Origin of the sequence: Paenibacillus sp. IHB B 3415, assembly GCF_000802655.2 — a bacterium.
Taxonomy (GTDB): domain Bacteria; phylum Bacillota; class Bacilli; order Paenibacillales; family Paenibacillaceae; genus Paenibacillus_AQ; species Paenibacillus_AQ phytohabitans.
In genome coordinates, this window is record NZ_JUEI01000038.1 from 74,715 (window position 1) to 98,071 (window position 23,357).

Consider the following 23,357-nt stretch of genomic DNA (forward strand, 5'->3'; position numbering starts at 1 on the left):
CTCCGCTGTTTAAGCGGGATACGAAAACACTTTTTTCAACAAACCTTCGAGAATCTGACTCGTCAGTAGAATATCTACTTTTTGGGACAGCCCCAATCGTATGGTCTGAGACTATCCGGTTCGTTTACGACTGCTCCGCATATCTCCACCAGGCAAAGGTTCCGGCTATCCCGACTATCCCTGTATACGCAAGTATCAATATACTGCTGAGCTGTAAGGTACCGGTGCTTTGAAATACCGACGGGATGGTCCAAGGGAAATAGGGTGCAAATCCAAATGAGGCGAGCACATTGGAAAGAATGACGATGATCAGGATGAGTCCCAGGGGTGCCAGGTAGCCCTTGGTCACATTAGCCAAAAGAATGGTTGGTGCGGTCACAAAAATGTACAATAGCGAGGTGATCAGGAACTTAAAGAACAAGCCCGAAATGAAGGAAGCGGACCCGCCTTGGGCTCCCATGATCGCCCCTACGGCAAAACCTACGGCAAACATATAGACGGAAAGTAACAGGCACCATGCTAAAATGACAAGGAATTTGGACAATACAATTTTCGCTCTAGACACGGGCTTTGCCAGCAAATCCTTGATGGTTCTATCCGCAAACTCCCGTCCGAATACCCATGCCGCAACAAAGGTATATCCGATAAGTCCCAGCGGGGCAAGTGTATCAAGCAATCCGGTTAAATACTGCTCCCAGTTGACACCGCCGGCGTCACTGGATAATACATTTCCGACGCCCATCATGATGGGCCCGAAGCCTAACACAAGAAACATGATCCAGAACACATTGGAGCGGATAATCTTGCGAATCTCACAATGTAACACAGATAGAATATTCATTATTTAATCCCCCTGGTCATCCCAATGGTGCGGAGAAAATACCCTTCCAAATCCTCCGTAATCACCCGGAGCGATGTTGGAGGCTGATTGCGTTGAACCAGAAGCTCGGCCAGCCGTTCAGGATGATCTGCCGCGTGCTCGTTGGTTAGTTTGATATAGCCGTCCGAGGTATCCTCAAAGGTATAGCCATGCTCTTCCAGCACCTTCTTTAAGGCAGGTTTGTTCAGTCCGTTCACCACCAGGTTTTTCTGTAATGATTGCTCCAGCTTATCCATTGCGACTTCTTTAACAAGCTGGCCGCCGTGAATAATCCCAATGCGTGTGGACACTTTCGATAGTTCCTCTAACAGATGGCTGGATATAAAAATAGTTACGCCGAAATTGGTTGCCAGATTATATAACATATTCCGTATCTCCGCCACGCCTGCGGGATCAAGGCCGTTGATCGGCTCGTCCAGGATTAGAATTTCCGGATTGTGAATCATCGCTTTGGCGAGTCCCAGGCGCTGCTTGTTACCCAAAGAGAGATGTTTCGCTTTTTTCTTTTGGTGCGGCTCAAGTCCCAGCTTATAGATCACCTGATGTACGGCATCCTTGTCAGATACCCCTTGCATGCGCCTTGCGATGTCAAGATTCTCAGCTACAGTCAGATCAGGATAAAAGGTAGCCTCCTCCAAATATCCAACCTTACTCCATAATGCATAGTTTCCGGCATCGACCTTTTCACCTAACATATAGAGCTTGCCGGAGTTTGGCCTCAGCATCGCCAGGAGCATCTTGATCGTCGTTGTCTTCCCGGCGCCATTCAGCCCCAGGAATCCAATTATCTCTCCTTGGCTCACCTCCAGCGAAAGATTGTTTAATATGGTATAGTCGCCAAACTTTTTGTGCACACCGTCAATTTGTATAGCGGGCGTGCTGCTTCTTTTTTTCTCTGATAAAATTTGCATAGCTGCTAACTCCTCCTGTGATAATCCCTAATATATACAAGTCATTTTCACATGTAGAGATGAAGCTTCTGTAAAAGAAAAATAAATGTTTATAAAGAGAATATAAAAAACTATAAACTGCTAAAAAACAAACAGGCTGTTGCCTGGGTGTCACACCCGGCAGCAGCCTGTAATCTTTGGTTGTTGAAGAAGAGGTGCTTACATACAATCAGTGAAATGAAGCCAGGGGGAGGCTGAATCTTATCCCCAAACCGCCATATTCGGAAGGGAAGGCCATAATCTCTCCCTCGTGATGCTCAATAATAGATTTACAGCTTGCCAGACCCAGCCCAAGGCCGCCCTTTTGGATTTGCCGCGATTTATCCACCGTGAAGAATTTAAGGAACAGAGAAGAGAAATCCTTATCCGGCACGCCAATTCCGTTGTCCTCGATTTGGAAATAGGCATGATGCTCCCTCAGGTATCCGGTCATATACACGTTCAGCTTATTCTTCCCCCCATATCTTACAGCATTGCTGAAGAGGTTGCCGAACACCCGGCGGATCATCGGTTCATTGACCATTAGCCATATACTGTCCGTGAATGAATGGCGGCAAGTCAGTTCGTTGTCAAGTCCAGCCAGCTCAACCTCATATTCAAAAGCAATGTCTTCAAATAACTCTGTTGCCCTTACAGGCCCGGCTACCATGGATTCCAGCTCCAGCTTTTGTTTGGTGAAGCTGGAGAGATCATTGATGAGCTCAACCATATAGGCTGACTTCTTTTGAATCAATTCATAATATTCCTGCTTTTCAGTGTCGGGTAAGTCCCCATGTGTAGCCAGCAGTTCGGTGAAGCCGTTAATAGAGGTAAGGGGTGTCTTCAAATCGTGGGCGATGGCTGCAATCATATCGGTTTGTTCTCTGTGGGCGAGTTGCAGCTTATGCTCCATCTTATTGAAGTGCTTATACAGCTCTCCGATCTCGTCATTACCTCTCGAAGCCAGCGGAGGCAGGGGATGGACAACATTGACTTCCCCCAGCCGGGTATTCAGAAGCCGGATGGGCTTCTCTATGCTTCTATAAATATAGATGATCAGAATGAAAAATATGCAACCCGCGATGGCAAAGATGGGCAGCAGCAATGCTATATATCGTGAGTCCAGCAATGTGGTGCGTATAGGAGAATACACTGCAAAGATAAACTTCAGGTAGATTCCAATGGAAAACATAAGAATGAGAAGCATCAGCAGGAATAAGAGGGGAAGTTTTATTTTCAGTTTCATCCTATTGCTCTCTTTCCGTATATTTATAGCCTATACCCCAAATGGTTTTAATGAAGTTATGTTCAGGCCCCAACTTCTTACGGATATTCTTGATATGAACCGTTACGGTATTGATTTCTCCGTACTCGTCTCCCCAGACCTTCTCATAGATCTGCTCACGGCTGAGTACCTGATTGGGATGACGCATAAGGATAGACAGAATTTGAAATTCTTTCGCGGATAAGTCGAGCTTCCGGTTATGCAGGAAGGCTTCAAACGTTTTATCATTCAAAATAAGCGGAGCATCCGCCTTTTCTTTACCGGGACTAAGCTCATCCCACTCTTTATGCAGCCTGTCCACTTTCCGGAAATGGGCCTTGATCCTGGAGGCCAGCTCCTGAATACTGAACGGCTTGGTCATGTAATCGTCAGCCCCTATTTCGAGACCGACGATTTTATCAATATCCTGATCACGCGCACTTAAAAAAAGGATGGGAACATTATAGGAAGTCCGGATATTTCTGCAGACGTCAAGTCCATTCATATCAGGCATGACTATGTCCAGGATGATGAAATCAATGTGGTTATCATCCACTGCAGATAAGGCTTCTTCCCCGGAAGTGGCTGTGATGACTTCAAATTGCTCGTACCTTAAACTCTTGGTGATGAGTTTTACGATTTCTTGATCATCGTCTACCACTAATATCGTTTTTGACATTTTGCACCTCCCAACCTCATCATACCGCAACCCTGACATTAAACGCCAGATACGCTCAGAGCAAGCTTGCCCGGATGTCTTGAAAACAGCCCTTTGTTTTGGAGTAAGATCAACGTGAGCACTTGGGTGGACGCTGCGCGAACGGACCGTTGTTCCAATCGCTGTGCTCTCCAGATTTTTTTTCATTCCCCTTAGCGGTGAAAATCCGGAGACCAAGGCGCTTGAAAACAGCCCTTTGTTTTGGAGTAAGATCAACGTGAGCACTTGGGTGGACGCTGCGCGAACGGACCGTTGTTCCAATCGCTGTGCTCTCCAGATTTTTTTTCATTCCCCTTAGCGGTGAAAATCCGGAGACCAAGGCGAACGCTTCCGCTTTTCCACAATCGTTCCGTCCTCTCCGCTGTTTAAGCGGGAAAAGGTTCTTCAAATCTTTCTAAAATCACAAAAAGAAACCGTCCCTTTGGTAAAATGGAGGTACCACCCAACCATTTCAATAGGAGCGATTTCTTTGTACATTATGACGGAGCCGGAAAGTGTTTTTGGACAACTGAAGAACAACCGGGGGTTCGGCGCTTACTGCTTCGCGGCATCGAGAAAGTGGCGCCTTGAGGTCGGTTGGCTTTCGCTTGCCCACAATCTATTGAAGCAAGCTGCAATGGACCAAAAACAGAGAGCAGCGTTTCTCCAATAACGCGAGAATCGCTGCTCTGCTCACTTTTTGTAGCATTAAGAATGAAGAGAACTGTCTTCCGCCGTAGAAAACTTACTTTTGGGTCAGCCCCTTGTCTTTACTGATTGAACCTCTTAATTCACAGTCTCCAGTAATCTGGAAACCACTGTTGCAAACTCTGCTCTTGTAATGTCTTTTTCAGGCTTAAATGTGCTGTCTGCGTATCCTGTGATGATATTATTGGATGCGAGTGCATCAATGGAATTATAATACCAGGCATTTCTTTTAACATCTTTGAAGGATGTGCTTCCTGTACCTGTAAGCTTGAAGGCTCTGGTGATTAGTGTCGCTAATTCACTGCGGCTAATCTTCTCATTTGGACGGAAGCTTCCATCACTATATCCGTTCATCAAGCCTGATCCGGCAGCTGCACCAATATACTTATTCGCCCAGTGAGCCCCAGATACATCGGTGAATTTACTTTCTTGCCCTTCAAGTCCCATGTACGTTGCAATGACCTTAATGGCTTCGGCACGGGTCAAGCCTGTACCCGGACGGAAGGTTCCATCGGAATAACCCGTTAGTAACCCCTTGGCAATAAGCACATCAATGCTTGCTTTGGCCCAATGATTAAGGGTATCTGCAAAACTGACAACCTCCGGCTTAGGTGTTGGTGTTGCGGTTTCTGCTGGTGCTGGTGTTGCTGTAGGAGCCGGTGTTGGTGTAGGCGTTGCTGTTGCCGGGGGAGTTACGGAACCTCCACCAGGACTTGGATTGCTTGGTCCATTATCTACCGGATCAGGATTGGCAGGGTTAGAGACATATTGAAGGGCTGGAGCGAAGGCTGTAAGCAGTCTGGCCTTACTTTGCTGCTCAAGAGCATAGCCCATACCTAAGATTGTTGCATCGTCCCATGCTCTGCCCACAAGCTGCATAGAGATAGAATATCCGCTGTCGTTCGTTCCTACAGGAACTACTACCGTAGGGAGACCGACAGTAGACGTTAATACGCCCGTGTTGCGGTCAGAGCTTAATTGAGAGGCTGAGGCGTCATTGTTATATACGTCACTGATAAAACCTGCATATACCAAGGCATCCACACCATTCTCGTCCATCCAGCCTTTAATAACTTGCTTATAGTCAGTTCTATATTTGATGTAATCTTGTACCGCCTGTTCAGTCATCCGCACAGGCTCGGTATATCCTCTCTGATTATAGATAAGCACCTTATCTGAAGCGAGTACACTTGCCCCATCCGGGTAAGGGAAGTCCTTATGAAGCTCAATATAGCGCGCCCAGCCTTCAGTAGATCCGTTGATGCCTGCAGGGCGGGTAGGAGCCGATGGTATTTTTGACATCTCAACCATTGTCGCACCCGCTGCTTGAAGCTCTGAGAACTTATCCATTACGGCTTGTCCCGTATCATCATCAGCATAATTAGAGACAAAGGATGCAGGAATATATCCGATTTTCTTTCCTTTCAATCCGTTAGCATCCAGAGCTGCCTTCCAGTCCACTGGACGCTTATGATCTGCATCAGCAGTCACTGTGAAAATATCCTGTGGATCGGTACCCGTTGTAGCGTTCAGCATAATGGCCAGGTCCGTTACTGTTTTGGCAATGGGACCTGCATAATCCTGTCCCCAAGTGAGCGGCAGTACACCTGTAGTGCTGGCCATACCGTCTGTACCACGGAAGCTTTTTAAGCTGGCGCCTGTAGTAGGTGCATAGAGAGAGACCCCTGTTTGCGATCCCATAGCTGCTGCTGCAAAATCAGCTGCAACAGATACGGCCGATCCGCCGCTAGAGCCAAAAGATGTTTTGGATGGATACAGTGCATTCCATGTCTGCTGCCAGCCGCTCTCACTAAAGCTTCCGCTGTTAGCGAACTCAGAAGTGTTTACTTTACCAATAATGACAGCTCCGGCTTCCCGCAGCTTATTCACTTGGAAGGCATCCGAATCAGGCTGCCAGCCTTCAAGCGCTTTGCTGCCGCCTGTAGTAGGCATATCCTTGGTATCATAGATATCTTTTATCGCAATTGGAATACCGAGCAGATCACCTTTTGCACCTTGTGCACGGGCATTGTCAGCAGCTTTTGCCTGGTTGAGCGCAGTTTCAGATACATGCAGGAAGGCATGGAATCCAAATTGGCCTTCATCGTATACCTTGATTCGATCTAAATAGGCTAGAGTAATTTGTACAGAAGTAGTTTTACCACTAATCATGTCCTGCTGCATTTCTGCAATGGATTTATTCGTAACATCATACGGGGAGGAGGTTACGAATTTTTTGGCTGCAGGAGCATCAGGAATAACCAGGGTATCTCCAGTATTAAGCCCCTCTATAGCAGATATATCCCAGTTACTAATGGAACGGATTTGTGCTTTGGTTAATCCGGTTACATCCAGATGGCTATTAAGTCCATTTAGCATAGTAACCAGATTTTTTAACCCTTCTTCACCGGCTTCTCCAACTTGTACATAATGTACCAGGGATTTCGACTCACCCGGCTCCATATTTAATGTATTAATGAACCCGTAGAAATTCGCATCATTTCCGGACTTAGCTAATGGTGTGGTGAATGGATTCTGCTGCTGATTACCCAGAGCAGTTAATCCATTATTAAATGGATAGGGAGATCCGACTGCAACGCCTAGCGGCTTATTGTCTTTGGCACTGCTGTCTACAACAATCCATGAATCATCTGTTGTCACCTCAAGATCATCTGAGTAGGTTGCCTTGACTACTGAAGCATTTGCCGCTGTACCATAGCCTAAAGAGCCGCCGAAAGATACATCAACCTTTACAGCCATATCATTTTTATTGGTAAAAGTATCAAAGAATCTCGTTCTATTATTTATAGTATCAACGTACACATCACGAGTAACTGTTACATTTCCTAGATTTACAGATTGAGTCGAAGTGAATTTATTAACGCCATCGTATTTCAAGTTAAACCCGCGCATCATTTGACCATTCATCAGTGAAGCTGAAGGCGATGACACTTTCACAAAGATATTACCGAAGCCTTGTACTTGTGTAGTGCCAACTGTACGTAAACTTCCCGTGTCTAAGCTGGGAGCAAAAACATCGTGAATCTCCCATACTGTGCCGCTTTCTGAAGTCACCCGGGTTAAAGCCTCAGCAGTTTGAAATGGAATGACTCCCGACGCAAGAACAGATAACGCAATGGAAGTAGCCATCACTTGCTTTTTAGTTTTACGTAGACGTTTGAACTTATTCATTTCGGCAATCTCCTTTTCCTGTATGTATGTTGATAATTTATGTTAGGAAATATAACATTGACGATCCTATCAGTCAATAAATATTATAAATTTAATATATTTTTAGAGGTTAAGCAAAGAATAAATACTATATTTATTAAAATATGTAATGTTAACGGTAATTGGTAGGTGTATTAAATGACATAAAGTGTTATGTTAATAGTAGATAGGTCTCTTCTTTTGTTTCATGGGTACATTATAAATAGAGTAGATTCGGGCAGGCATCGTTGTAGCCTACGGATCTGGTGTTAGATAAAGCGATACAGTTATTTTGGATGCAAGGTTATGAAAAAACATCCATGCAGGATACTTAAGCGGTATGAGTCTACTCAAAACAAGAAATTGAGATTGTTAGTTGAAAGGCAAGGCCGGTAAAGGAATTTGTTATTTTAAACTAGATAGCCTATAGTCAGCTAGATTATAAAATTTATTCATACTAAAATGGTGTGAATAGTTGATAATTTGTTCTCTTGCAGTTATAATCCTATTAATCATCAATGAGTAACAACGGAAATCCAGGTATCACTGAAAGGATGAATAGAGTGGCATTGGAATCGCAGCTTCTACAGCTTGAGTATGAATTCTTAAAGGCTCTGGGGAAAGCCGAAGCCCCACTTGGCGCCAGTACCCTGGTACATACGCTAGGGAAAAAATATAATCTCAGCCAAGCGACCATCGGACGCAAGCTGATGGAATTCGATATCGAGGGCTACACGGCTCTTGAAGGGCGAAAAGGGCGTATTCTGACGGACAAGGGAAACGGTCGCGTTGCCTATCTGGAAAAGGTGCTGCAGCAGAAAAATGTGAATTCTCAGCTCCTGCAGCTATTGAATAATTCTGGAGAATCCGCGCTGCTGGATGTGCTTGTGGCCAGAAGAGCGCTGGAGCGGGAAATTGCTTCACTGGCTGCACAGCGGGCGACAAAAGAAGAAATAAAGCTGCTGGAAGCTTCTATTGTCACCCAGCAAGAACTGTTGTCTCAGAATATTATTCCGTATGAAGAAGACCGTGAATTTCATACTTTACTTGCGCTTGCAGCACGCAATGAGGTACTGCTCCATGCGGCTCAGCTGGTGTGGCAGACGGGTAGGGATTTCCTGGAAACCGCGTATATCCGCCGTAAGGTGGGCAGTGAGCTTGTCGTGGATCACCGTAAAATTCTGGATGCCGTTGCTGCAGGTTCTGCTGAACAGGCGGAAGCAGCTATGGTGATGCATATTAATCAAATGATTGAGGATGTCAAACGTTATTACGCTATACAAAATCAGGAACAGCATAGTTTGTAAATGCTCTAAATGAAGGAGTGGAATTCGTGGAAATTAATTACCGCTTAGGCATCGATATCGGCGGAACCTTTACGGATGCCATCGTAACAGACGGACATGGGCAGGTTGTCGCTGCGCTAAAAACACCCTCCGTAGCTGATGCTCCCGAACAGGCGATTTTTCATACATTAGAGCAACTGCAGTCCAAGGGAGTAGATACCCGCAGCATCAAACTTTTCGTGCATGGTACTACACTCGGGGTAAACACGCTGATCGAACGCAGTGGTGCTGTAACCGGGCTGCTGGTGACCAAAGGCTTCCGGGATGTGCTCGAAATACGCCGCTTGCGGCTTGAAAATACCACCAACCTTTATGGGGATAAAACGCAGCCGCTTGTCCCCCGCCAGCTTGTAAAAGAAATTAATGAACGGCAGCTTGCAGACGGCAGAGTGCTGACGGAGCTGGACCCGGAGGAACTGCTTCGGGCGGTGGACGAATTGGTGAAGGACGGAGTTACAGCTCTGGCAATCAGTTTCCTGCACTCTTATGCCAATTCTGGACATGAGCAACTGGCTGAACAGCTGATCCGTGAGCGTCATCCGCAGCTGTTCATCTGCAGAAGCAGCGCAATCTGGCCGCAGCAGCGTGAATACGAGCGTACACTCGCCACGGTGATGAATGCTTATGTAGGCGAACGGATGGGTTCTTATTTCAACCGTCTGCAAGCCGGAATTGGACAATACGGAGTATCGGCGACGCTGCTGTCCACGATGTCGAACGGAGGAATGATGACTGCCGCCCGTGCTGCAGCTGAACCGGTAAGGACACTCCTGTCCGGACCCGCCTCCGGTGTAATCGGTGCAACCTATATCGCGGAACAGGCAGGGATCAGTCAGGTCGTTACCTTCGATATGGGCGGGACAAGCGTAGATGTCGCCTTGATTGACGGAGAACCTGCCTACTCTACGGAGAATCAAGTGGGTGATTTTCCGGTCATTATTCCGGCAATAGACGTGACCGCTATCGGTGCGGGCGGAGGTTCCATAGCCTGGGTTGATTCGGTAGGGGTACTGAAGGTAGGGCCGCGCAGTGCAGGTGCCAAGCCGGGACCGGCCTGCTACAACCGGGGCGGCGAGCAGGCAACAACCACTGATGCCTATCTCCATCTGGGCATTTTGCAGGCAGACCGCTTTCTTGGCGGTCAGATGCGCCTCTTCCCGGAACTGGCTGAACGGGCGCTTACACATTTGGGCAACCAGCTTGGGCTGAGTGCCACGCAGACTGCGCAAGCTATTCTGGATGTGGCTACCGCCAATATGTATGCCCAATTCTCACCGCTGATGGCGCGAAAGGGAGTCGATCCCCGCGACTTCACTTTGCTGGCTTATGGCGGAGCGGGCCCGATGCACGCTTTTCTGATGGCGCGCGAGGTTGGCATCCGCCGGGTGCTGATTCCACCATCTCCCGGAACACTTTGTGCAATGGGCTGTACGGTTGCGAACCTGCGTAATGACTTTGTTTTCACGCTCCACAAGAGCAGCCGTGGACTGGCTGAGGATGAACTCAAGACCCGTTTCTCCTCGCTGGAGCAGCAAGGCCGCCGCTGGATCGAAGAAGAGGCCCGGGGCGGAGTGAAGCTGGAAGGTACCTATGTTATTTACAGTGCCGATATGCGGTATGAAGGACAGGCATTTGATCTGGAGGTCATGCTTTCCGAATCCGAGATTTCCGAACCTGAAGAAGCCAAGAATAAGTTCCACGGGCAGTATGAGTCTGTCTTTGGCATCAGCCAGCCCGAGGCGGAAGTCATGTTCGTCAATTTGCGGGCAAGCATCGTCGGACTTCTGCCGGGCAAGACCATGGCAGTTCTTCCACAGGCAGAAGGCAGTGGGAAACCTATTGAGGCCCGGAGAATCTCGTTTGATGGACAGGAATATCAGGCCAAGGTGCTGAGCCGGGAGCATCTGACAGCAGATAGCCGGGTTTCCGGTCCGGCTATCCTTGAGGAATATGATACGACGGTCTTTATTCCTTCCGGTTACACGATACACGGTGATCTTTACGGAAATATTATCGGGGAGGCAGATTAATGATTACGGATAAAGTCTTCCTGGAGATCTTCAACAACCGGATTCAGGCTGCCGTAGAGGAAATGGCTAACGTCGTGCTGCGAACCGGCTTTACCGCCTTCGTCAAAGAAACTGGAGATTTCGGTACTTATCTGTTATCCCCGGAAGGCGAGACGTTCGGTTCCCCGCTGGATACGGGATACAACCTGTCGCTGGGAATTCCAGCGGCTACCACCATCCGGGCAATCGACCATTGGCAGGATGGCGATATGGTCATCTGCAACGACCCTTATACCACGGGGGGAATGGTTACCCATCTGCCGGATATCCACTTGATTAAACCCTATTTCCATGACGGCAGGATTATTGCCTTCGGCCTCTGCTTCGTGCATTCCTCGGATGTCGGCGGCAAGGTTCCGGGAAGTGTGTCGCCAAGCGCGTATGACATTCATATGGAAGGCATCCGGATAGCACCGGTCAAACTGTATGAAGCCGGCCAGCTTAATGAGCAGGTGCTCCGGCTGTTGCTGGACAACAGCCGGATTCCTGAGCAGAACCTTGGAGATCTCAAGGCGCTTATGGCTGCGCTGAATAGAGGGGAGCAGCGTTTGAAGGAGCTGATCGTCAGATATGGTGCACAGCAAGTGGAACAAGGCATCGAGAATCTGCTTGAATATGCCGAGCTTAAAGCGCGGACGATCATTCAGGACATACCCGACGGCTCCTATGACTTCTGGGACTACCTGGAAAAGGGTCCTGGCGGCTATCCGATCCGGCTGCGTTGCCGGATGACAATTACCGGAACGGATATCCATCTGGACTTTAGCGGAACCGACCCGCAGGTTAGAGCCTCATTTAATATTCCGACGCATAACCAGCAGGGTCACTATATGCTTGTGCCTGCGCTGATCCGCTACTTCCGGACCCTGGATCCGACGATTCCCTGGAATTCCGGAATGGTAAGGATGGTGAGCAACTACGCGCCCCCGGCATCGGTGCTTAATCCGGAACCGCTGGCGGCGGTAGGTGCGAGAGCAGCGACCTTTATCCGGGTGATGGATGTCATTACCGGTGCGCTGAGCCAGGCGCAGAGCAGTAAAGTGCCGGCTGCGGGAGCGGGCCAAGCCTGTATTGTCATGATGGCGATGACCGATGCTTCCGACGGCAAGCGCAAAGTCGGTGTGATCCAGCCGGTCTGTGGCGGATCGGGGGCCAGACCGATGAAGGACGGAATTGACGGGATGGATTTTGCCGTAGGCCATTTGCGGAACATCCCGGCTGAAACCGTTGAGGCGGAGATGCCGGTGCTGATTGAACGTTACGGCCTGCGGGCGGATTCAGCCGGAGCCGGCAAATTCAGAGGCGGCAGCGGCATTGACTTGCGCGTTAGAATCCTCAGTCCGGATACCGTAATGACCGCAAGAAATATGGAACGGATGGAATTCCAGCCCTGGGGCCGTCTGGGAGGCGGTGTAGGAGAACATGGAGAAGCGATTTTGAATGAAGGCCGGGCAGATGAACGTAACCTTGGCCGGATTGACGAGCTTTTGCTCCAGCCGGGGGATACCGTGACTTTCCTCTCCCAGGGTGGCGGCGGATATGGAAGTCCGTATGAACGGGACCCGGCACTTGTACTGAACGATGTGCAGAAAGGGCTTTTGTCGGTGGAGCAGGCTCGTGAATGCTACGGTGTAGTGATAAATGCCAATACCATAGATGAAGTGTTCACAAGATTGCTGCGTGGCGGGCTTCATAATAATGGGGAGGCCTTCAGCTTCGGGGAAGCCCGGAGCGAATTTGAAATCCTGTGGACGGATGAGATGCAGCTCGCCGTGAACGCTGCCTTGAGCAGCTATCCACTGGCGCTTCGGGATTATTTGAAGCGACAGACAATGGCTGAAGCCGAGCGTAGGGTGGCCTCAGGCCATCCGGTCTCACCTTCAGCAGTTCCAGGAATAATGGAAGAATTGCGCGGGGGAATAGGACTGCGCTGATGACTACAGCCGCTGATGATCGCAAGAAAACTAAATTACACCAAATAGTAAACAACCTGGAGGAGAGAAACCAATGAGTATTCCAAAACCTAAACGTTCCTATATCTTACCTGCCGTGTCGCTTGCCCTGATGCTGGCACTCTCGGCTTGCGGAGGGGGAACCAATGTGAATAACGCTGCCGGAAACAATGCTGCGGGAAGCCCGGACAATTCCCCGGCAGCCGGTAGCGGAGAAAAAGTAAAGCTGACCATGTTTATCTGGGCCGGCTCCAATCAGGATGTGGTTCCTAAGGAAGTCGTAGCCGAATATGTAAAAAACCATCCGAATGTTGAGGTGACCTTCGAAGAATCCTCCAATTCTGTAATGTATCCGAAAATGCTGGCAGGCAAGCAGGCCGATGCTGACAATCCGATTGTAAACTTCGGGTATTTCAATGCGGATGCTTCGGCGAAGGGCCTCAATGACGATATGTGGGAGCCGCTGGATCCGGCCATTGTGACGAATATGAAGGATATTCCCGAATCCTTCCATACAACAGACAACAAGGGCATCGTCTGGGGAGTATCCAGCTTTGCGCTGGTCTACAACAAGGATCTGGTGAAGACACCGCCCACAAGCTGGAACGATCTGTGGGGAAGCGAAGAGTTCAAAGGCAAAACTGCGTTGTGGGATTACATGTTCTATTCTTATCTCTCCCCGCTTCTGGCTGTGAAGGGGGAAGAGCTCGGCGCATCCTATGACAATCCTGAACCAGCCTTCCAATTCTGGGCAGACAACAGCGATCAAATCGGAACGCTGGTTACCTCGAACGATCAGCTTAAGGGTCTGCTTGACTCAGGCGACGCGCTGATTGCTCCATTCAGTGCACAGGTAGCACAAACATGGATCGATGGCGGATCCCCACTGGCTGTAGCTTATCCTAAGGAAGGTGCGATTTCCTTCCCGTATTCCCTGCAGGTTGTCAAAGGCTCCACACCAGAGCAGGAAAAAGTGGCCAACGAGATCATTAATGAGCTTCTTAGCGCAGAAGCGCTGTCCCGGTATGCCGAGGTAACAGGAACTCCAGTTACAAGTACAGCTGCAGCGATTCCGGATAAATACAAGGATGATCCATCCTTCTCCGTTGAAGAACAGGGCAAGGGGATCAATCCGGACTGGGATACGTTGGCCAAGAACAGCTCTGCCTGGAAGGATCTATGGGACCGTCTGGTCAAAACAGAGCTATAATCCGGCAGATGTGATCAACCGAATAGATAGGAGATGAGCACAATGAGCGGCGGAGTGGGGCCGATTGCAATCGAGACGCGGGACGTGGTCAAGCGTTATGCGGGAAGTACTGCCGTTAATCAGGTATCGCTACAGGTGAAACGGGGAGAGTTCGTCTCTCTCCTCGGGCCCAGCGGCTGCGGGAAAACCACGCTGCTCCGGCTTCTCGGCGGTTTGGAGCAGCCAGATGAGGGTGCAGTACTGCTGTCGGGACAGGATGTCTCGGGTATTCCGGCTTATGGCCGCAATACGAATATGATTTTTCAGCAGCTGGCATTGTTTCCCCATATGGATGTTTTCAACAATATCGCTTATGGCTTGAAGGTCAGAAAAACGCCGAAAAGCGAAATCAAACGGCGTGTTCAGGAGATGCTGGAACTGGTACAGCTCGGTGATTACAGCCGGCGTGCCATTTCCCAGCTGTCCGGCGGGCAGGCGCAGCGTGTTGCCATTGCCCGCGCTTTGATTAACAAGCCGGAAGTTCTCCTGCTGGACGAGCCGTTATCAGCACTGGATATGCAGCTGCGTCTGGATATGCAGCGGGAACTGAAAAGGATACAGCGCGAATTCGGAGGCACGTTCATTTTCGTTACCCATGATCAGAATGAGGCGATGAACATGTCGGACCGCATTGGTGTCATGCGTGGCGGCAAGCTGCTTCAATACGGGACGCCCGATGAAATTTACGAACGGCCGGTTGACAGCTTTGTAGCCAAATTCATCGGCGATACGAACCTGCTGCAGGTTAAGATAGTGGGTGCTGAAGAGGGCCGGGTCTGGGTTCAAGCAGGCGGTTTGAAGCTTGCCGTGCGGCCGCAGGAAGGACTTCCGGCGATTTCTGCAGGTAGCGAGGCTTCGCTGTCTATCCGGTACGAGTATCTAAGGACAGGTGCAGAGGCAAATAGCTGCGTCAACCGTCTGGAAGGAACCGTCACCGAGAGTGTGTATGGCGGTGCAAGCATCCGGTACACGCTGGATATGGGCGGTCATATCCAGCTGCAGGCCAGCAGTCTGTATCAGCGGGGAGATGCCCGGTATGCTCCAGGAGATTCGCTGCAAATCGGATTCAATCCCGAAGATGGACTGCTTTTGCCTATAGAGGCACCTGCCTACGAGGAGAGTTCCTTATGATGCGTGCAACTGGCAAGCTTATAGGGTTGTTCTCCCATCGGAACCGTACCTGGGCTGCACAACTGCTGCTGCTTCTGCCTGCACTTGTCCTAATGGGTGTCGTCTATCTGGGCGGTCTGCTGATCTTCGGCCGGTACAGTTTTGATCTCTATGAGAACGGGCGGCTGATCAGGGATTGGAATTTGGAATCCTACCGTGCTTTCCTTGGAGATCCCTATTATTGGACCTTGATAGCCACCACCTTTAGAGTTGCCGCTAAGGTTACTTTATGGAGCCTGCTGCTTGCCTATCCGCTGGCCTACTGTATTGCCGGACTGAAGCGGGCGGTACTGAAGCAGACTCTCTTGCTGCTCACATTTCTTCCGCTTCTGGTCAGTGCTGTTGTCAGATCATACGGATGGCAGCTGCTGTTGTCCAAACAGGGTTTCATAAACTGGCTGTTTGTAGAGCTCGGCCTAACGGATAACGGTTTTGAGATGATGTACAATGAGACCGGTGTAGTTGTTGCACTGGTACATATCTTTTTGCCGTTTATGGTATTTCCGCTCTTGAATGTGCTGACCCAGTCTGACGGTACGCTGAAGGCGGCGGCCCATGATCTGGGTGCAGGCAAATGGCGTACGTTTCTCACCATTACACTGCCCTTGTCCGCGCGGGGGATTGCCAGCGGAGTGCAAATTGTCTTTACACTTTGCCTGACCGCATTTACAACCCCGCAGCTGATCGGAGGCGGGCGCGTCATGACGCTTCCGGTATTGATTTATCAGCGTACATTGGATACGAACTGGCCGATGGCAGCCGTGGCGAGCCTCTTTTTATTTGTTTCGTCGATCGTCGTCTCAATGATTGTGAACAAGGGAGCCGACTGGCTGATGTTCCGGCGTACCCGGGCAGGGGGACAGAGCCATGCCTAAAAAAACACGGGATTATAAGTGGGTTCTCTATGTAGGTGTCGGCGCGGTTGGGCTATACCTGCTGCTTCCGCTGTTGATGATCCTGCTGACTTCCTTAAGCAGCGGAACCTCCAGCAAGTTTCCGCCCGAAGGGCTGACGCTGGAATGGTACAGCCGTCTGGGAGATCAGAAGCAGTTCATGGAAGCCTTCCGGAACAGCATTCTCGCTTCAGCGGGTGCGGTCTTGTTGGCTCTCATTACAGGTACGCTGGCTGCGCTGGCCATTGTTCATTATCCTTTTCCGGGCAGAGGGCTTTTGCGGGCCTTTTTTATGTCACCAATGGTAATGCCCAAAATTACACTGGGCGTGGCGTATCTCATTCTGTTCTCAAAGATGCATATCGCCGGAGGACTGTTTGCCCTGATTCTGGGGGAGGCGGTCATCGTTCTGCCGTTTGTACTGTCTATTGTGGGCAGCGCTCTGGCCAACCTGAATCCGGCACACCGCGAAGCTGCTGCAGATTTGGGTGCAGGTCCATTCCGTATTTTTTTCACGGTTACGTTGCCGCAACTGCGGCTTTCACTTCTTCTGGCGGGCTCCATTTCCTTTGTCTTCACCTTCGATCAGGTTGAGACAGCATTGCTTATTCTGCGTCAGGGAAATTACACCTTGCCTATTCAGCTCTTTCTGTATATGGAAAAATGGCAGGATCCTACGGTTGCCGTTGTTTCCGTCGTACTGATTGCCTTTGCGCTCGCTTTGTTCTTTGCAATAAAACTGGTCATCCGTTCCGCACCGGGCGTGGAAAACATGCTCGGCAGCAGAACGAATAAAAGGAGGTCTTGAACCTGATGGACAAGCCAATTTCGATACCTGTTTCCGGAGTGAACCGGACACGTGCCGCTGAATTGATGGCTGCCAGCAGTTTGGCTGCTCTTGTAGCAACCACACCGGAGAATATCAACTATATTCTAGGCTCTCAGCTGCGGGCCAGCAACTGGACCATGCAAATCTATGCGGTACTTCCACAGGAACCGGAAGCCCGTCCCTGTGTCATTATTCCGACCAACCGGCTGGGTGTAATCGCGCAGATGGGGATTACCGGCGCGGATTTATATGTGTATAGCGACTTTTTTGTGGAGGGATCTATCGAAGGCAAGCCATCCACGCCGGATATTGATCTCTTTTACTCCTTGCTGCAGAATACGACAACCCATGCGGGGCCGATTGAAGCCTTGGAGGCGGCGCTTGAGCATCTTGGCCTCAAAGGACAAGCGGTCGGCGTGGATGAGATGAGAATTGCTCCGGATCTGCTTGCCAAATTTGCCGGTGGACTTCCCGGCGGACAAGCTATGCCTGCTTATAAACTGTTCCGTCAAATCCGCCAGATCAAAACACCGTTTGAAATCGAACGTCTGCGGCAGTCTGCGGTTCTGAATGAGGCCATTGAGCAACAATTAATCGATCTGATCGCCGCAGGTGTGCACGAGAAAGAGTTGGCCGACCATTACCGGCTTGCCGTGATGAGAGCAGGCGGCACCCCCGCAATGACAGCGGTCGGTGCAGGGCCGCGCAGTGCTCTTCCCCTGATTGAGAATTATTTCCGCGTCATCGAGCCGGGGGATCAGATCCGTTTTGATCTGTGTCTCCAATTGGAAGGCTACTGGGGAGATACCGGCAGAACGGTTGTGCTTGGTGAAGCCACCCCATGGATGGAACATCACTTTCAGGCGGTACGCAGCGGCTGGGAGCAGGCACTTGAAACGGTCCGTCCCGGTGTGAAAGCGTCCGATGTCTTCCAGGCAGCCGTAGCCAGAGTTCAGAAGGAAGGGATTCCTCATTACCGGCGCCAGCATGTGGGACATGCCATCGGCCTGGAATTGTACGACGATATCACCCTGTCGCCCGGGGATCACCGCGTTCTGGAGCCTGGAATGGTACTCTGTGTGGAAGTTCCTTATTATGAATTGGGCGCTGGAGGGTTTCAGATTGAAGACACCATTGTAGTGACAGCGGACGGTTATGAATTTCTGACACAGATGGAACGCAAGCTGTTCCGCAAATAACAAGGGAAGGTTCCGGTCAACCGGTCCTGTTCCGACAACCGGAGCTTCTCCAGCGAAGAAGGTTGGACGCAATGAAGATTCAGCAGGGTTCAAAATCGTTCCGCAACGTTAGCCTTGCACTGTTTGCCGGAGGGTTCGTCACCTTCGCGCTTCTGTACACCCTGCAGCCGTTGATGCCGGAAATTACCGGTGCGTTTGGAATCACGCCGACAGAAGCCAGTTTAACACTGTCCGTCACCACCATATCCATGGCACTGACCATGCTGTTCATAGGTTCTCTATCCGACGCCGTTGGCCGCAGAGCTATTATGACAGCATCGCTTGTCGCCGCTTCCGTGATCGCCATTATTTCCGCCTTCAGCCCGTATTTCCCTACGCTGCTGCTGCTGCGCATCCTTCAGGGGATTGCACTGGCCGGATTGCCGGCTATTGCAATGACCTATCTGGTGGAAGAAATTGACCCTGCCAGTCTGGGTTATGCGATGGGATTATATATCAGCGGCAATTCCATCGGAGGGATGGCCGGCCGGATCATCAGCGGTTTACTCACCGACTGGTTCGGGTGGCGGGCGGCAGTCGGTGCGATTGGCTTGTTGGGCCTGGCCGCAGCGATGATATTCTGGCTGGTGATTCCGCCTTCGCGCCATTTCGTGAAGCAGACAGGCAAGCTAAGCAAGGTTATTCCGCTGCTCTGGTCACAATGCCGCAATCCCCGGCTCTTATGCTTGTATGGGCTGGGTTTTCTGCTGATGGGCAGCTTTGTCACCTTATTCAATTATATTGGCTTCGAACTGACAGGTGAACCGTACAACCTTAGCCAGTCACTGGTCGGCAGCATTTTTGTCGTTTATCTGATGGGAACCTTCAGTTCCACTTGGATGGGACGGCTGGCTGACCGATATGGCCGCAGCGGTGTGGTCATGCTCGCGCTGGCCATTATCTTAACGGGGGCGCTTTGCACCCTGCATCCCTTCCTGTGGGTCAAAATCATCGGTCTGGCGCTGTTTGCCTTTGGTTTCTTTGGAGGACATTCCATTGCCAGCAGCTGGGTAGGCCTGGTGGCCGATGAGCATAAATCGCAGGCCAACGCACTTTATCTCTTTTTCTATTACGTGGGCTCCAGCTTCAGCGGTACGGGTGGCGGAGTGCTGTACGGAAATTTCGGCTGGGGAGGCATCATCAGTATGATAGCAGCTTATGTGGCATTAAGCCTGTTGCTATGCAGTTTCCTGGTGCGTAAGAGCCTGCTTGGACACCGGCGGTGAGGAGCCAGACACAGCGGGAGATTACGAAGGATCAGGGGAGCTCGCGGAGTTATGTGTCGCGGATAGAGAAAAGGGCGCTCATGAAAGCTATATCATGAGTTTTATAAGACGAAGCGTTAACTGGAGAATTAAAAGATAACCAGCAGGAATGAGAGAGTGAAGTCTCAATCCTACTGGTTATTTGTATGCATTATGGGTCGGGTTAAAAGCATTCTCATCAGCAATGTAACCATTTCTGCTTGCGAGATGGATGCATCAGGACGGAAGGTCCCGTCTCCGTAGCCATTGATGATTCCAAGTTGTGTGAGCTGGGCAATCGCTTGAGCAGACCAGTCAGCTTGTACATCAGGGATTTGGGGCTGGTTCGCCGAGAATTCTCCAGAGAATCGTGGCAAATTCAGCGCGGCTGATTTCACCATTACCTATTGCCAAGCCGAGTCGTATTACCTGGCTACTCGCGGTCTCCTCTGAATATTTAAATGGTTTGATAATTTCAACAGAATTCTACATCAAGAAGTAATTATTCACATGATTCTACATAATCTTCACAATTTCTACGAATTGTTTCTAAGAGAATCGTAATAGAGCATGCGCAAGAAAAGGACATGCCGCTAAATGGTACAGATGATATGATGGAACTAAACCTGCATTAAAAAATGAATAAAGATAGGCTGAGAAACGGAGTAGATCCTCAAGATGAGAAAAATTCTGATGGGCCTGATTATAGTGGGCCTCGGATGTTTTGCTTTATTATTCGGCCTAGTGAAAGCCTCTGATACTAAAGCCCAGGCCCCCGCTCCCGCTCGGCATGGTGTGCTAGATTTGAGCGCATGGGATTTTCAAGGAGAACAGGTCGTTTCGCTGGATGGACAATGGGAATTTTATTGGGATCAGCTGCTCCCCCCGCAGCATAGCAAACACCAGTATGCCTGTACAGCCGTCCACTCCATCAGTAACTGAAGTATTTAACACAAAGGTAGTAAGTCCTCAAGCGGTGGTCAGCAAAGCACAGACTCTGGTATCTTCGGCCACACCTGCCGCCAGCTTCCAAGAACCGGCAGATGTGAAGGGACATTGGGCAGCGAAAACAATCGACATGCTCCTCAAGCTTAATATCATTAAAGGCTACACAGATGGAATGGTGAAACCGAATCAGGCCATTACCCGCGCCGAATTTGTGGGTATCCTGTCCCGCATCTTTGATGTGGAAGGGACAAGCGCTGTATCGTTCAAGGATGTAACGGGCAGCAGCTGGGCCAAAACGGCAATTGAGCAGTTTGCAGCTGCGGGCATCATCAATGGTTATGCAAATGGCGAGTTCCGGCCAAACCAGACGATTACCCGGGAAGAAATGGTGATCGTGCTTAGCCGGGTGATTAACCTGGAAAGCCTGGCAACAGATCCTGCGAAAGGCGGCTTCAGCGATATTCAAGGAGCCAAAGCGGCCAGCGCCATTGAGCAGGCGGCACAGGCCGGAATCATCAGTGGCTTCAGCGGCGGCACCTTTGCACCGGATGGTAATGCTACCCGTGCGGAAGCATTAACGATGATCCTGAACGCCTTGAACCTGAACGGCCAAATCAAGACCATGCTGGATACCTTGAAATAAATGAATTTAAATTATAGCCTGGATCGGGCGATTGAAAGAACGGCAGAGATGCCGTTCTTTCTTTATTTTCTTAGCAACCTGTACCATGATTCAATCTGGCTCTTACTTCAAGTACTATTGTCTATATGATACAAACTGAAAGTAATTTTGATTGGCTACCCAATTATAATATTTAGAGTTGGTGTAATCACTACTAGGGTCCTTAACGCCAAATTGGAAGACGCCATTACTTGTTCTGTATCCATTACCTGTTTGCCAATGCCATGTCACGCTTGGATCAAGCCAAAAGAATATTTCCAGTTGATCCCACATTACTAGTGGAGGTCTTGAGCTGACAATGCGATCCTTAAATTTATCTATAGCTCCAGATTCATTAGCATCGACATTTTCTGCACTCCATCCGCTCATATGTCTATTCAGCAAGTTAGGGGTCAAATAAGACATATTTCCTGCAGAAGTACCAAAAATACCAGTGCCTAGAAAATAATACATTCCATTAATCATTTCGCTTTGTGAATTATTATAGTAAGTTTGCATATTATGGACCGGTAATCCTAAACTATGCAGATATTGGACTGCCATCGCCAGTGAAGTAGGACCACAGGCGCTTTTAGGATGATCTACTCCTGGTTGATACTGATTCATAGAAGGGACTGCCAAATAATAGGCATCTGGGTAGGCCATTAAAGAAACGGCATTAGGCAGACTCTCTTGCCACAATTGGGGAGAGTTAGGGTCCACGTTCAGGTCCAAATCTTTAAGTACATTCGATAAAGTGAGTGTAGAAACATCAGAGATATTCTTTTGCTGTTGTATTTTTTCATTAAATGTATTTACCCCTAATTCAATTTGAGCTATGAGTTCATTGGCATTTGCTGCTGAGACCTGGTTTTCACCTCCGAAATAATATAGCTTCTTGCCGTTTTCCCTTAACTCCAAGGATTCTTTGGCAGGTGCACTGCTGTACTCCAATATGGGGGTAATATCATATCTTGCTCCCGTAATATAATATCCGACACTTTGTCCGTTATTAAGAAGTTGGAAGTAATAACCCATAATATTATCATGTATATCATACAAATCTGCACGATGAACAATCTGTACATGATCCCATAGGCCATAGAATTCGTGTTCAGGAGTTAAGGATTTGATATCGCTTTCAATAACTTGAATAACGGTATCCACTGGAATAATTTCACTGTTAGCACTTGCCGGGTAGGGAATTAATATAACAGAACCCAAAAAAACGAGGGCTAGCAACATAAATATTGTTTTTTTAACAAACATATTATAAAAAATAGGGAAAAATTATGACTATTCTAACTCTTGATGAGTTTCTGCTAAAAAAAGCAAGGGATCAGCCGAATGAGGATGATTCCTTGCTTCTCTTAAATCATATGAGTGTGCTACTTTCTTCCAGCCTCTCGTTTCTCGATTACATATTCATAGAGATCATGAATTTTCTTGGTTTCAATATCTTGACCAACATAAAAATAAAGAGTGGGATCACTCACGGGGTATGCATGAGAATTATAAGTTAGGTGAATAAAATCAAATTCCATCTTATCCAGCTTAAAATCGATTTGATATTTATTTTCTAAATAGACTTCAAATTGCTTTTTTAAAGCGCTAGACTTCCACGGAAGTCCAAAGAATATAAAGTATATTCCCATAAGGAAAATCAATAAGACCAATAAAAAGAGCGATTTTTTGTTGTGAAAGGTAAGTTTCATTATTTATAACCTCCCTGTGGATTAGTTGTAGCCCCCACCTTTTAGGAACCTTTGATCCATTATATTACAAAAGAACACTAAATAGACAATAATCGGTTTGTCGTTGACCTCTGCAGAAAAATCAAGTATTGCTTATTCAGCTGTTGGATTTCGAGCAGCATGGTCTTGCCTCCTAGGGGGATATGATCTTTGTTAGACGATGAATTGTGCTCCCCCTGCAGTTCAAGGGAGGTATCTAATGTTGTAGATTCTATTAATATTTATAAAGAATGAAGCTGTAGATCCGGTAGTAAAAAGATATAATAAGAGAAAACTGCCAGGATGATCCGGTTCGGATGGTCCCTAATCCATTGGA

The 23,357-nt window shown here is 48.8% G+C and carries 19 protein-coding genes and 1 pseudogene; 12 read left to right on the top strand and 8 right to left on the bottom strand.

Annotated features, from left to right (window positions below; genetic code table 11):
* Nucleotides 1-124 precede the first annotated feature (124 nt).
* The 4 genes from QW71_RS17705 to QW71_RS17720 all read right to left on the bottom strand — a co-directional run bounded on the left by QW71_RS17705 (nucleotide 125) and on the right by QW71_RS17720 (nucleotide 3,752).
* The gene (locus QW71_RS17705; protein WP_039301206.1) at nucleotides 125-841 is read right to left on the bottom strand and encodes an ABC transporter permease; all 717 of its coding nucleotides are present in this window, start codon (nucleotides 839-841) and stop codon (nucleotides 125-127) included.
* Nucleotides 841-1,791, bottom strand: a complete 951-nt coding sequence (locus tag QW71_RS17710; RefSeq protein WP_039301208.1) for an ABC transporter ATP-binding protein — start codon at nucleotides 1,789-1,791, stop codon at nucleotides 841-843. Before QW71_RS17710 ends, QW71_RS17705 begins: the two co-directional genes overlap by 1 nt.
* 208 nt (nucleotides 1,792-1,999) lie before the next feature.
* Nucleotides 2,000-3,055, bottom strand: a complete 1,056-nt coding sequence (locus QW71_RS17715) for a HAMP domain-containing sensor histidine kinase (protein ID WP_039301210.1) — start codon at nucleotides 3,053-3,055, stop codon at nucleotides 2,000-2,002.
* Nucleotide 3,056: 1 nt separating this feature from the next.
* Nucleotides 3,057-3,752, bottom strand: coding sequence for a response regulator transcription factor (locus QW71_RS17720; protein WP_039301212.1), 696 nt, complete (start codon nucleotides 3,750-3,752; stop codon nucleotides 3,057-3,059).
* A 508-nt stretch (nucleotides 3,753-4,260) separates the two neighbouring features.
* Between QW71_RS17720 and QW71_RS17725 the strand changes: the two genes are divergently transcribed.
* Nucleotides 4,261-4,443, top strand: coding sequence for a hypothetical protein (locus tag QW71_RS17725; protein WP_052770071.1), 183 nt, complete (start codon nucleotides 4,261-4,263; stop codon nucleotides 4,441-4,443).
* 113 nt (nucleotides 4,444-4,556) lie between these two features.
* On the opposite strand, the gene QW71_RS17730 is transcribed toward QW71_RS17725, so the two are convergent.
* A complete protein-coding gene (locus QW71_RS17730) occupies nucleotides 4,557-7,670 on the bottom strand; it encodes an amidase family protein (protein ID WP_047013832.1) in 3,114 nt (1,037 codons plus the stop codon).
* Between the two features lie 581 nt (nucleotides 7,671-8,251).
* Between QW71_RS17730 and QW71_RS17735 the strand changes: the two genes are divergently transcribed.
* The 10 genes and pseudogenes from QW71_RS17735 to QW71_RS39905 form a co-directional block, all read left to right on the top strand.
* Nucleotides 8,252-8,995, top strand: coding sequence for an FCD domain-containing protein (locus tag QW71_RS17735; protein WP_235441489.1), 744 nt, complete (start codon nucleotides 8,252-8,254; stop codon nucleotides 8,993-8,995).
* Between the two features lie 26 nt (nucleotides 8,996-9,021).
* Nucleotides 9,022-11,064: a hydantoinase/oxoprolinase family protein gene (locus tag QW71_RS17740; RefSeq protein ID WP_039301218.1), complete on the top strand. Its 2,043-nt coding sequence runs from the start codon at nucleotides 9,022-9,024 to the stop codon at nucleotides 11,062-11,064.
* On the top strand, nucleotides 11,064-13,037 hold the full coding sequence (locus tag QW71_RS17745) for a hydantoinase B/oxoprolinase family protein (RefSeq protein WP_039301221.1): 1,974 nt from the start codon (nucleotides 11,064-11,066) through the stop codon (nucleotides 13,035-13,037). The genes QW71_RS17740 and QW71_RS17745 overlap by 1 nt, the downstream gene beginning before the upstream one ends.
* Nucleotides 13,038-13,110: 73 nt before the next feature.
* Nucleotides 13,111-14,265, top strand: coding sequence for a PotD/PotF family extracellular solute-binding protein (locus tag QW71_RS17750; RefSeq protein WP_039301224.1), 1,155 nt, complete (start codon nucleotides 13,111-13,113; stop codon nucleotides 14,263-14,265).
* 42 nt (nucleotides 14,266-14,307) lie between these two features.
* Nucleotides 14,308-15,435, top strand: a complete 1,128-nt coding sequence (locus tag QW71_RS17755; protein ID WP_039301227.1) for an ABC transporter ATP-binding protein — start codon at nucleotides 14,308-14,310, stop codon at nucleotides 15,433-15,435.
* The gene (locus QW71_RS17760) at nucleotides 15,432-16,349 is read left to right on the top strand and encodes an ABC transporter permease (RefSeq protein ID WP_039301229.1); all 918 of its coding nucleotides are present in this window, start codon (nucleotides 15,432-15,434) and stop codon (nucleotides 16,347-16,349) included. Before QW71_RS17755 ends, QW71_RS17760 begins: the two co-directional genes overlap by 4 nt.
* Nucleotides 16,342-17,175, top strand: coding sequence for an ABC transporter permease (locus QW71_RS17765; RefSeq protein ID WP_039301233.1), 834 nt, complete (start codon nucleotides 16,342-16,344; stop codon nucleotides 17,173-17,175). Before QW71_RS17760 ends, QW71_RS17765 begins: the two co-directional genes overlap by 8 nt.
* 5 nt (nucleotides 17,176-17,180) lie before the next feature.
* Entirely contained in the window at nucleotides 17,181-18,395 is a 1,215-nt protein-coding gene (locus QW71_RS17770; protein ID WP_039301235.1) for a Xaa-Pro peptidase family protein, read from the top strand.
* A 71-nt stretch (nucleotides 18,396-18,466) separates the two neighbouring features.
* A complete protein-coding gene (locus QW71_RS17775) occupies nucleotides 18,467-19,660 on the top strand; it encodes an MFS transporter (RefSeq protein WP_039301237.1) in 1,194 nt (397 codons plus the stop codon).
* Nucleotides 19,660-19,780: pseudogene (locus QW71_RS39905) on the top strand (sigma factor-like helix-turn-helix DNA-binding protein); the annotation flags it as partial. The gene QW71_RS17775 and the pseudogene QW71_RS39905, both read left to right, overlap by 1 nt.
* Before the next feature lie 50 nt (nucleotides 19,781-19,830).
* Here the strand turns inward: QW71_RS39905 and QW71_RS42235 are convergent.
* Entirely contained in the window at nucleotides 19,831-20,079 is a 249-nt protein-coding gene (locus QW71_RS42235) for an S-layer homology domain-containing protein (RefSeq protein WP_083442601.1), read from the bottom strand.
* Nucleotides 20,080-20,525: 446 nt separating this feature from the next.
* Here QW71_RS42235 and QW71_RS17780 point away from each other — a divergent pair, with 446 nt between their 5' ends.
* On the top strand, nucleotides 20,526-21,269 hold the full coding sequence (locus QW71_RS17780) for an S-layer homology domain-containing protein (RefSeq protein ID WP_083442602.1): 744 nt from the start codon (nucleotides 20,526-20,528) through the stop codon (nucleotides 21,267-21,269).
* Between the two features lie 114 nt (nucleotides 21,270-21,383).
* Here the strand turns inward: QW71_RS17780 and QW71_RS17785 are convergent, their stop codons facing one another.
* A complete protein-coding gene (locus tag QW71_RS17785) occupies nucleotides 21,384-22,454 on the bottom strand; it encodes a hypothetical protein (protein ID WP_152679793.1) in 1,071 nt (356 codons plus the stop codon).
* A 221-nt stretch (nucleotides 22,455-22,675) separates the two neighbouring features.
* Nucleotides 22,676-23,002, bottom strand: coding sequence for a hypothetical protein (locus QW71_RS17790; RefSeq protein ID WP_039301246.1), 327 nt, complete (start codon nucleotides 23,000-23,002; stop codon nucleotides 22,676-22,678).
* Between the last annotated feature and the right edge of the window lie 355 nt (nucleotides 23,003-23,357).

Bases quoted from the DNA above. Each gene is read 5' to 3' on its own strand.
- QW71_RS17705 (WP_039301206.1), bottom strand. From the start codon at position 841: ATGAATATTCTATCTGTGTTACATTGTGAGATTCGCAAGATTATCCGC.
- QW71_RS17710 (WP_039301208.1), bottom strand. From the start codon at position 1,791: ATGCAAATTTTATCAGAGAAAAAAAGAAGCAGCACGCCCGCTATACAA.
- QW71_RS17715 (WP_039301210.1), bottom strand. From the start codon at position 3,055: ATGAAACTGAAAATAAAACTTCCCCTCTTATTCCTGCTGATGCTTCTC.
- QW71_RS17720 (WP_039301212.1), bottom strand. From the start codon at position 3,752: ATGTCAAAAACGATATTAGTGGTAGACGATGATCAAGAAATCGTAAAA.
- QW71_RS17730 (WP_047013832.1), bottom strand. From the start codon at position 7,670: ATGAATAAGTTCAAACGTCTACGTAAAACTAAAAAGCAAGTGATGGCT.
- QW71_RS17745 (WP_039301221.1), top strand. From the start codon at position 11,064: ATGATTACGGATAAAGTCTTCCTGGAGATCTTCAACAACCGGATTCAG.
- QW71_RS17750 (WP_039301224.1), top strand. From the start codon at position 13,111: ATGAGTATTCCAAAACCTAAACGTTCCTATATCTTACCTGCCGTGTCG.
- QW71_RS17755 (WP_039301227.1), top strand. From the start codon at position 14,308: ATGAGCGGCGGAGTGGGGCCGATTGCAATCGAGACGCGGGACGTGGTC.
- QW71_RS17760 (WP_039301229.1), top strand. From the start codon at position 15,432: ATGATGCGTGCAACTGGCAAGCTTATAGGGTTGTTCTCCCATCGGAAC.
- QW71_RS17765 (WP_039301233.1), top strand. From the start codon at position 16,342: ATGCCTAAAAAAACACGGGATTATAAGTGGGTTCTCTATGTAGGTGTC.
- QW71_RS17770 (WP_039301235.1), top strand. From the start codon at position 17,181: ATGGACAAGCCAATTTCGATACCTGTTTCCGGAGTGAACCGGACACGT.
- QW71_RS17775 (WP_039301237.1), top strand. From the start codon at position 18,467: ATGAAGATTCAGCAGGGTTCAAAATCGTTCCGCAACGTTAGCCTTGCA.
- QW71_RS42235 (WP_083442601.1), bottom strand. From the start codon at position 20,079: ATGGTGAAATCAGCCGCGCTGAATTTGCCACGATTCTCTGGAGAATTC.
- QW71_RS17780 (WP_083442602.1), top strand. From the start codon at position 20,526: ATGGACAATGGGAATTTTATTGGGATCAGCTGCTCCCCCCGCAGCATA.
- QW71_RS17790 (WP_039301246.1), bottom strand. From the start codon at position 23,002: ATGAAACTTACCTTTCACAACAAAAAATCGCTCTTTTTATTGGTCTTA.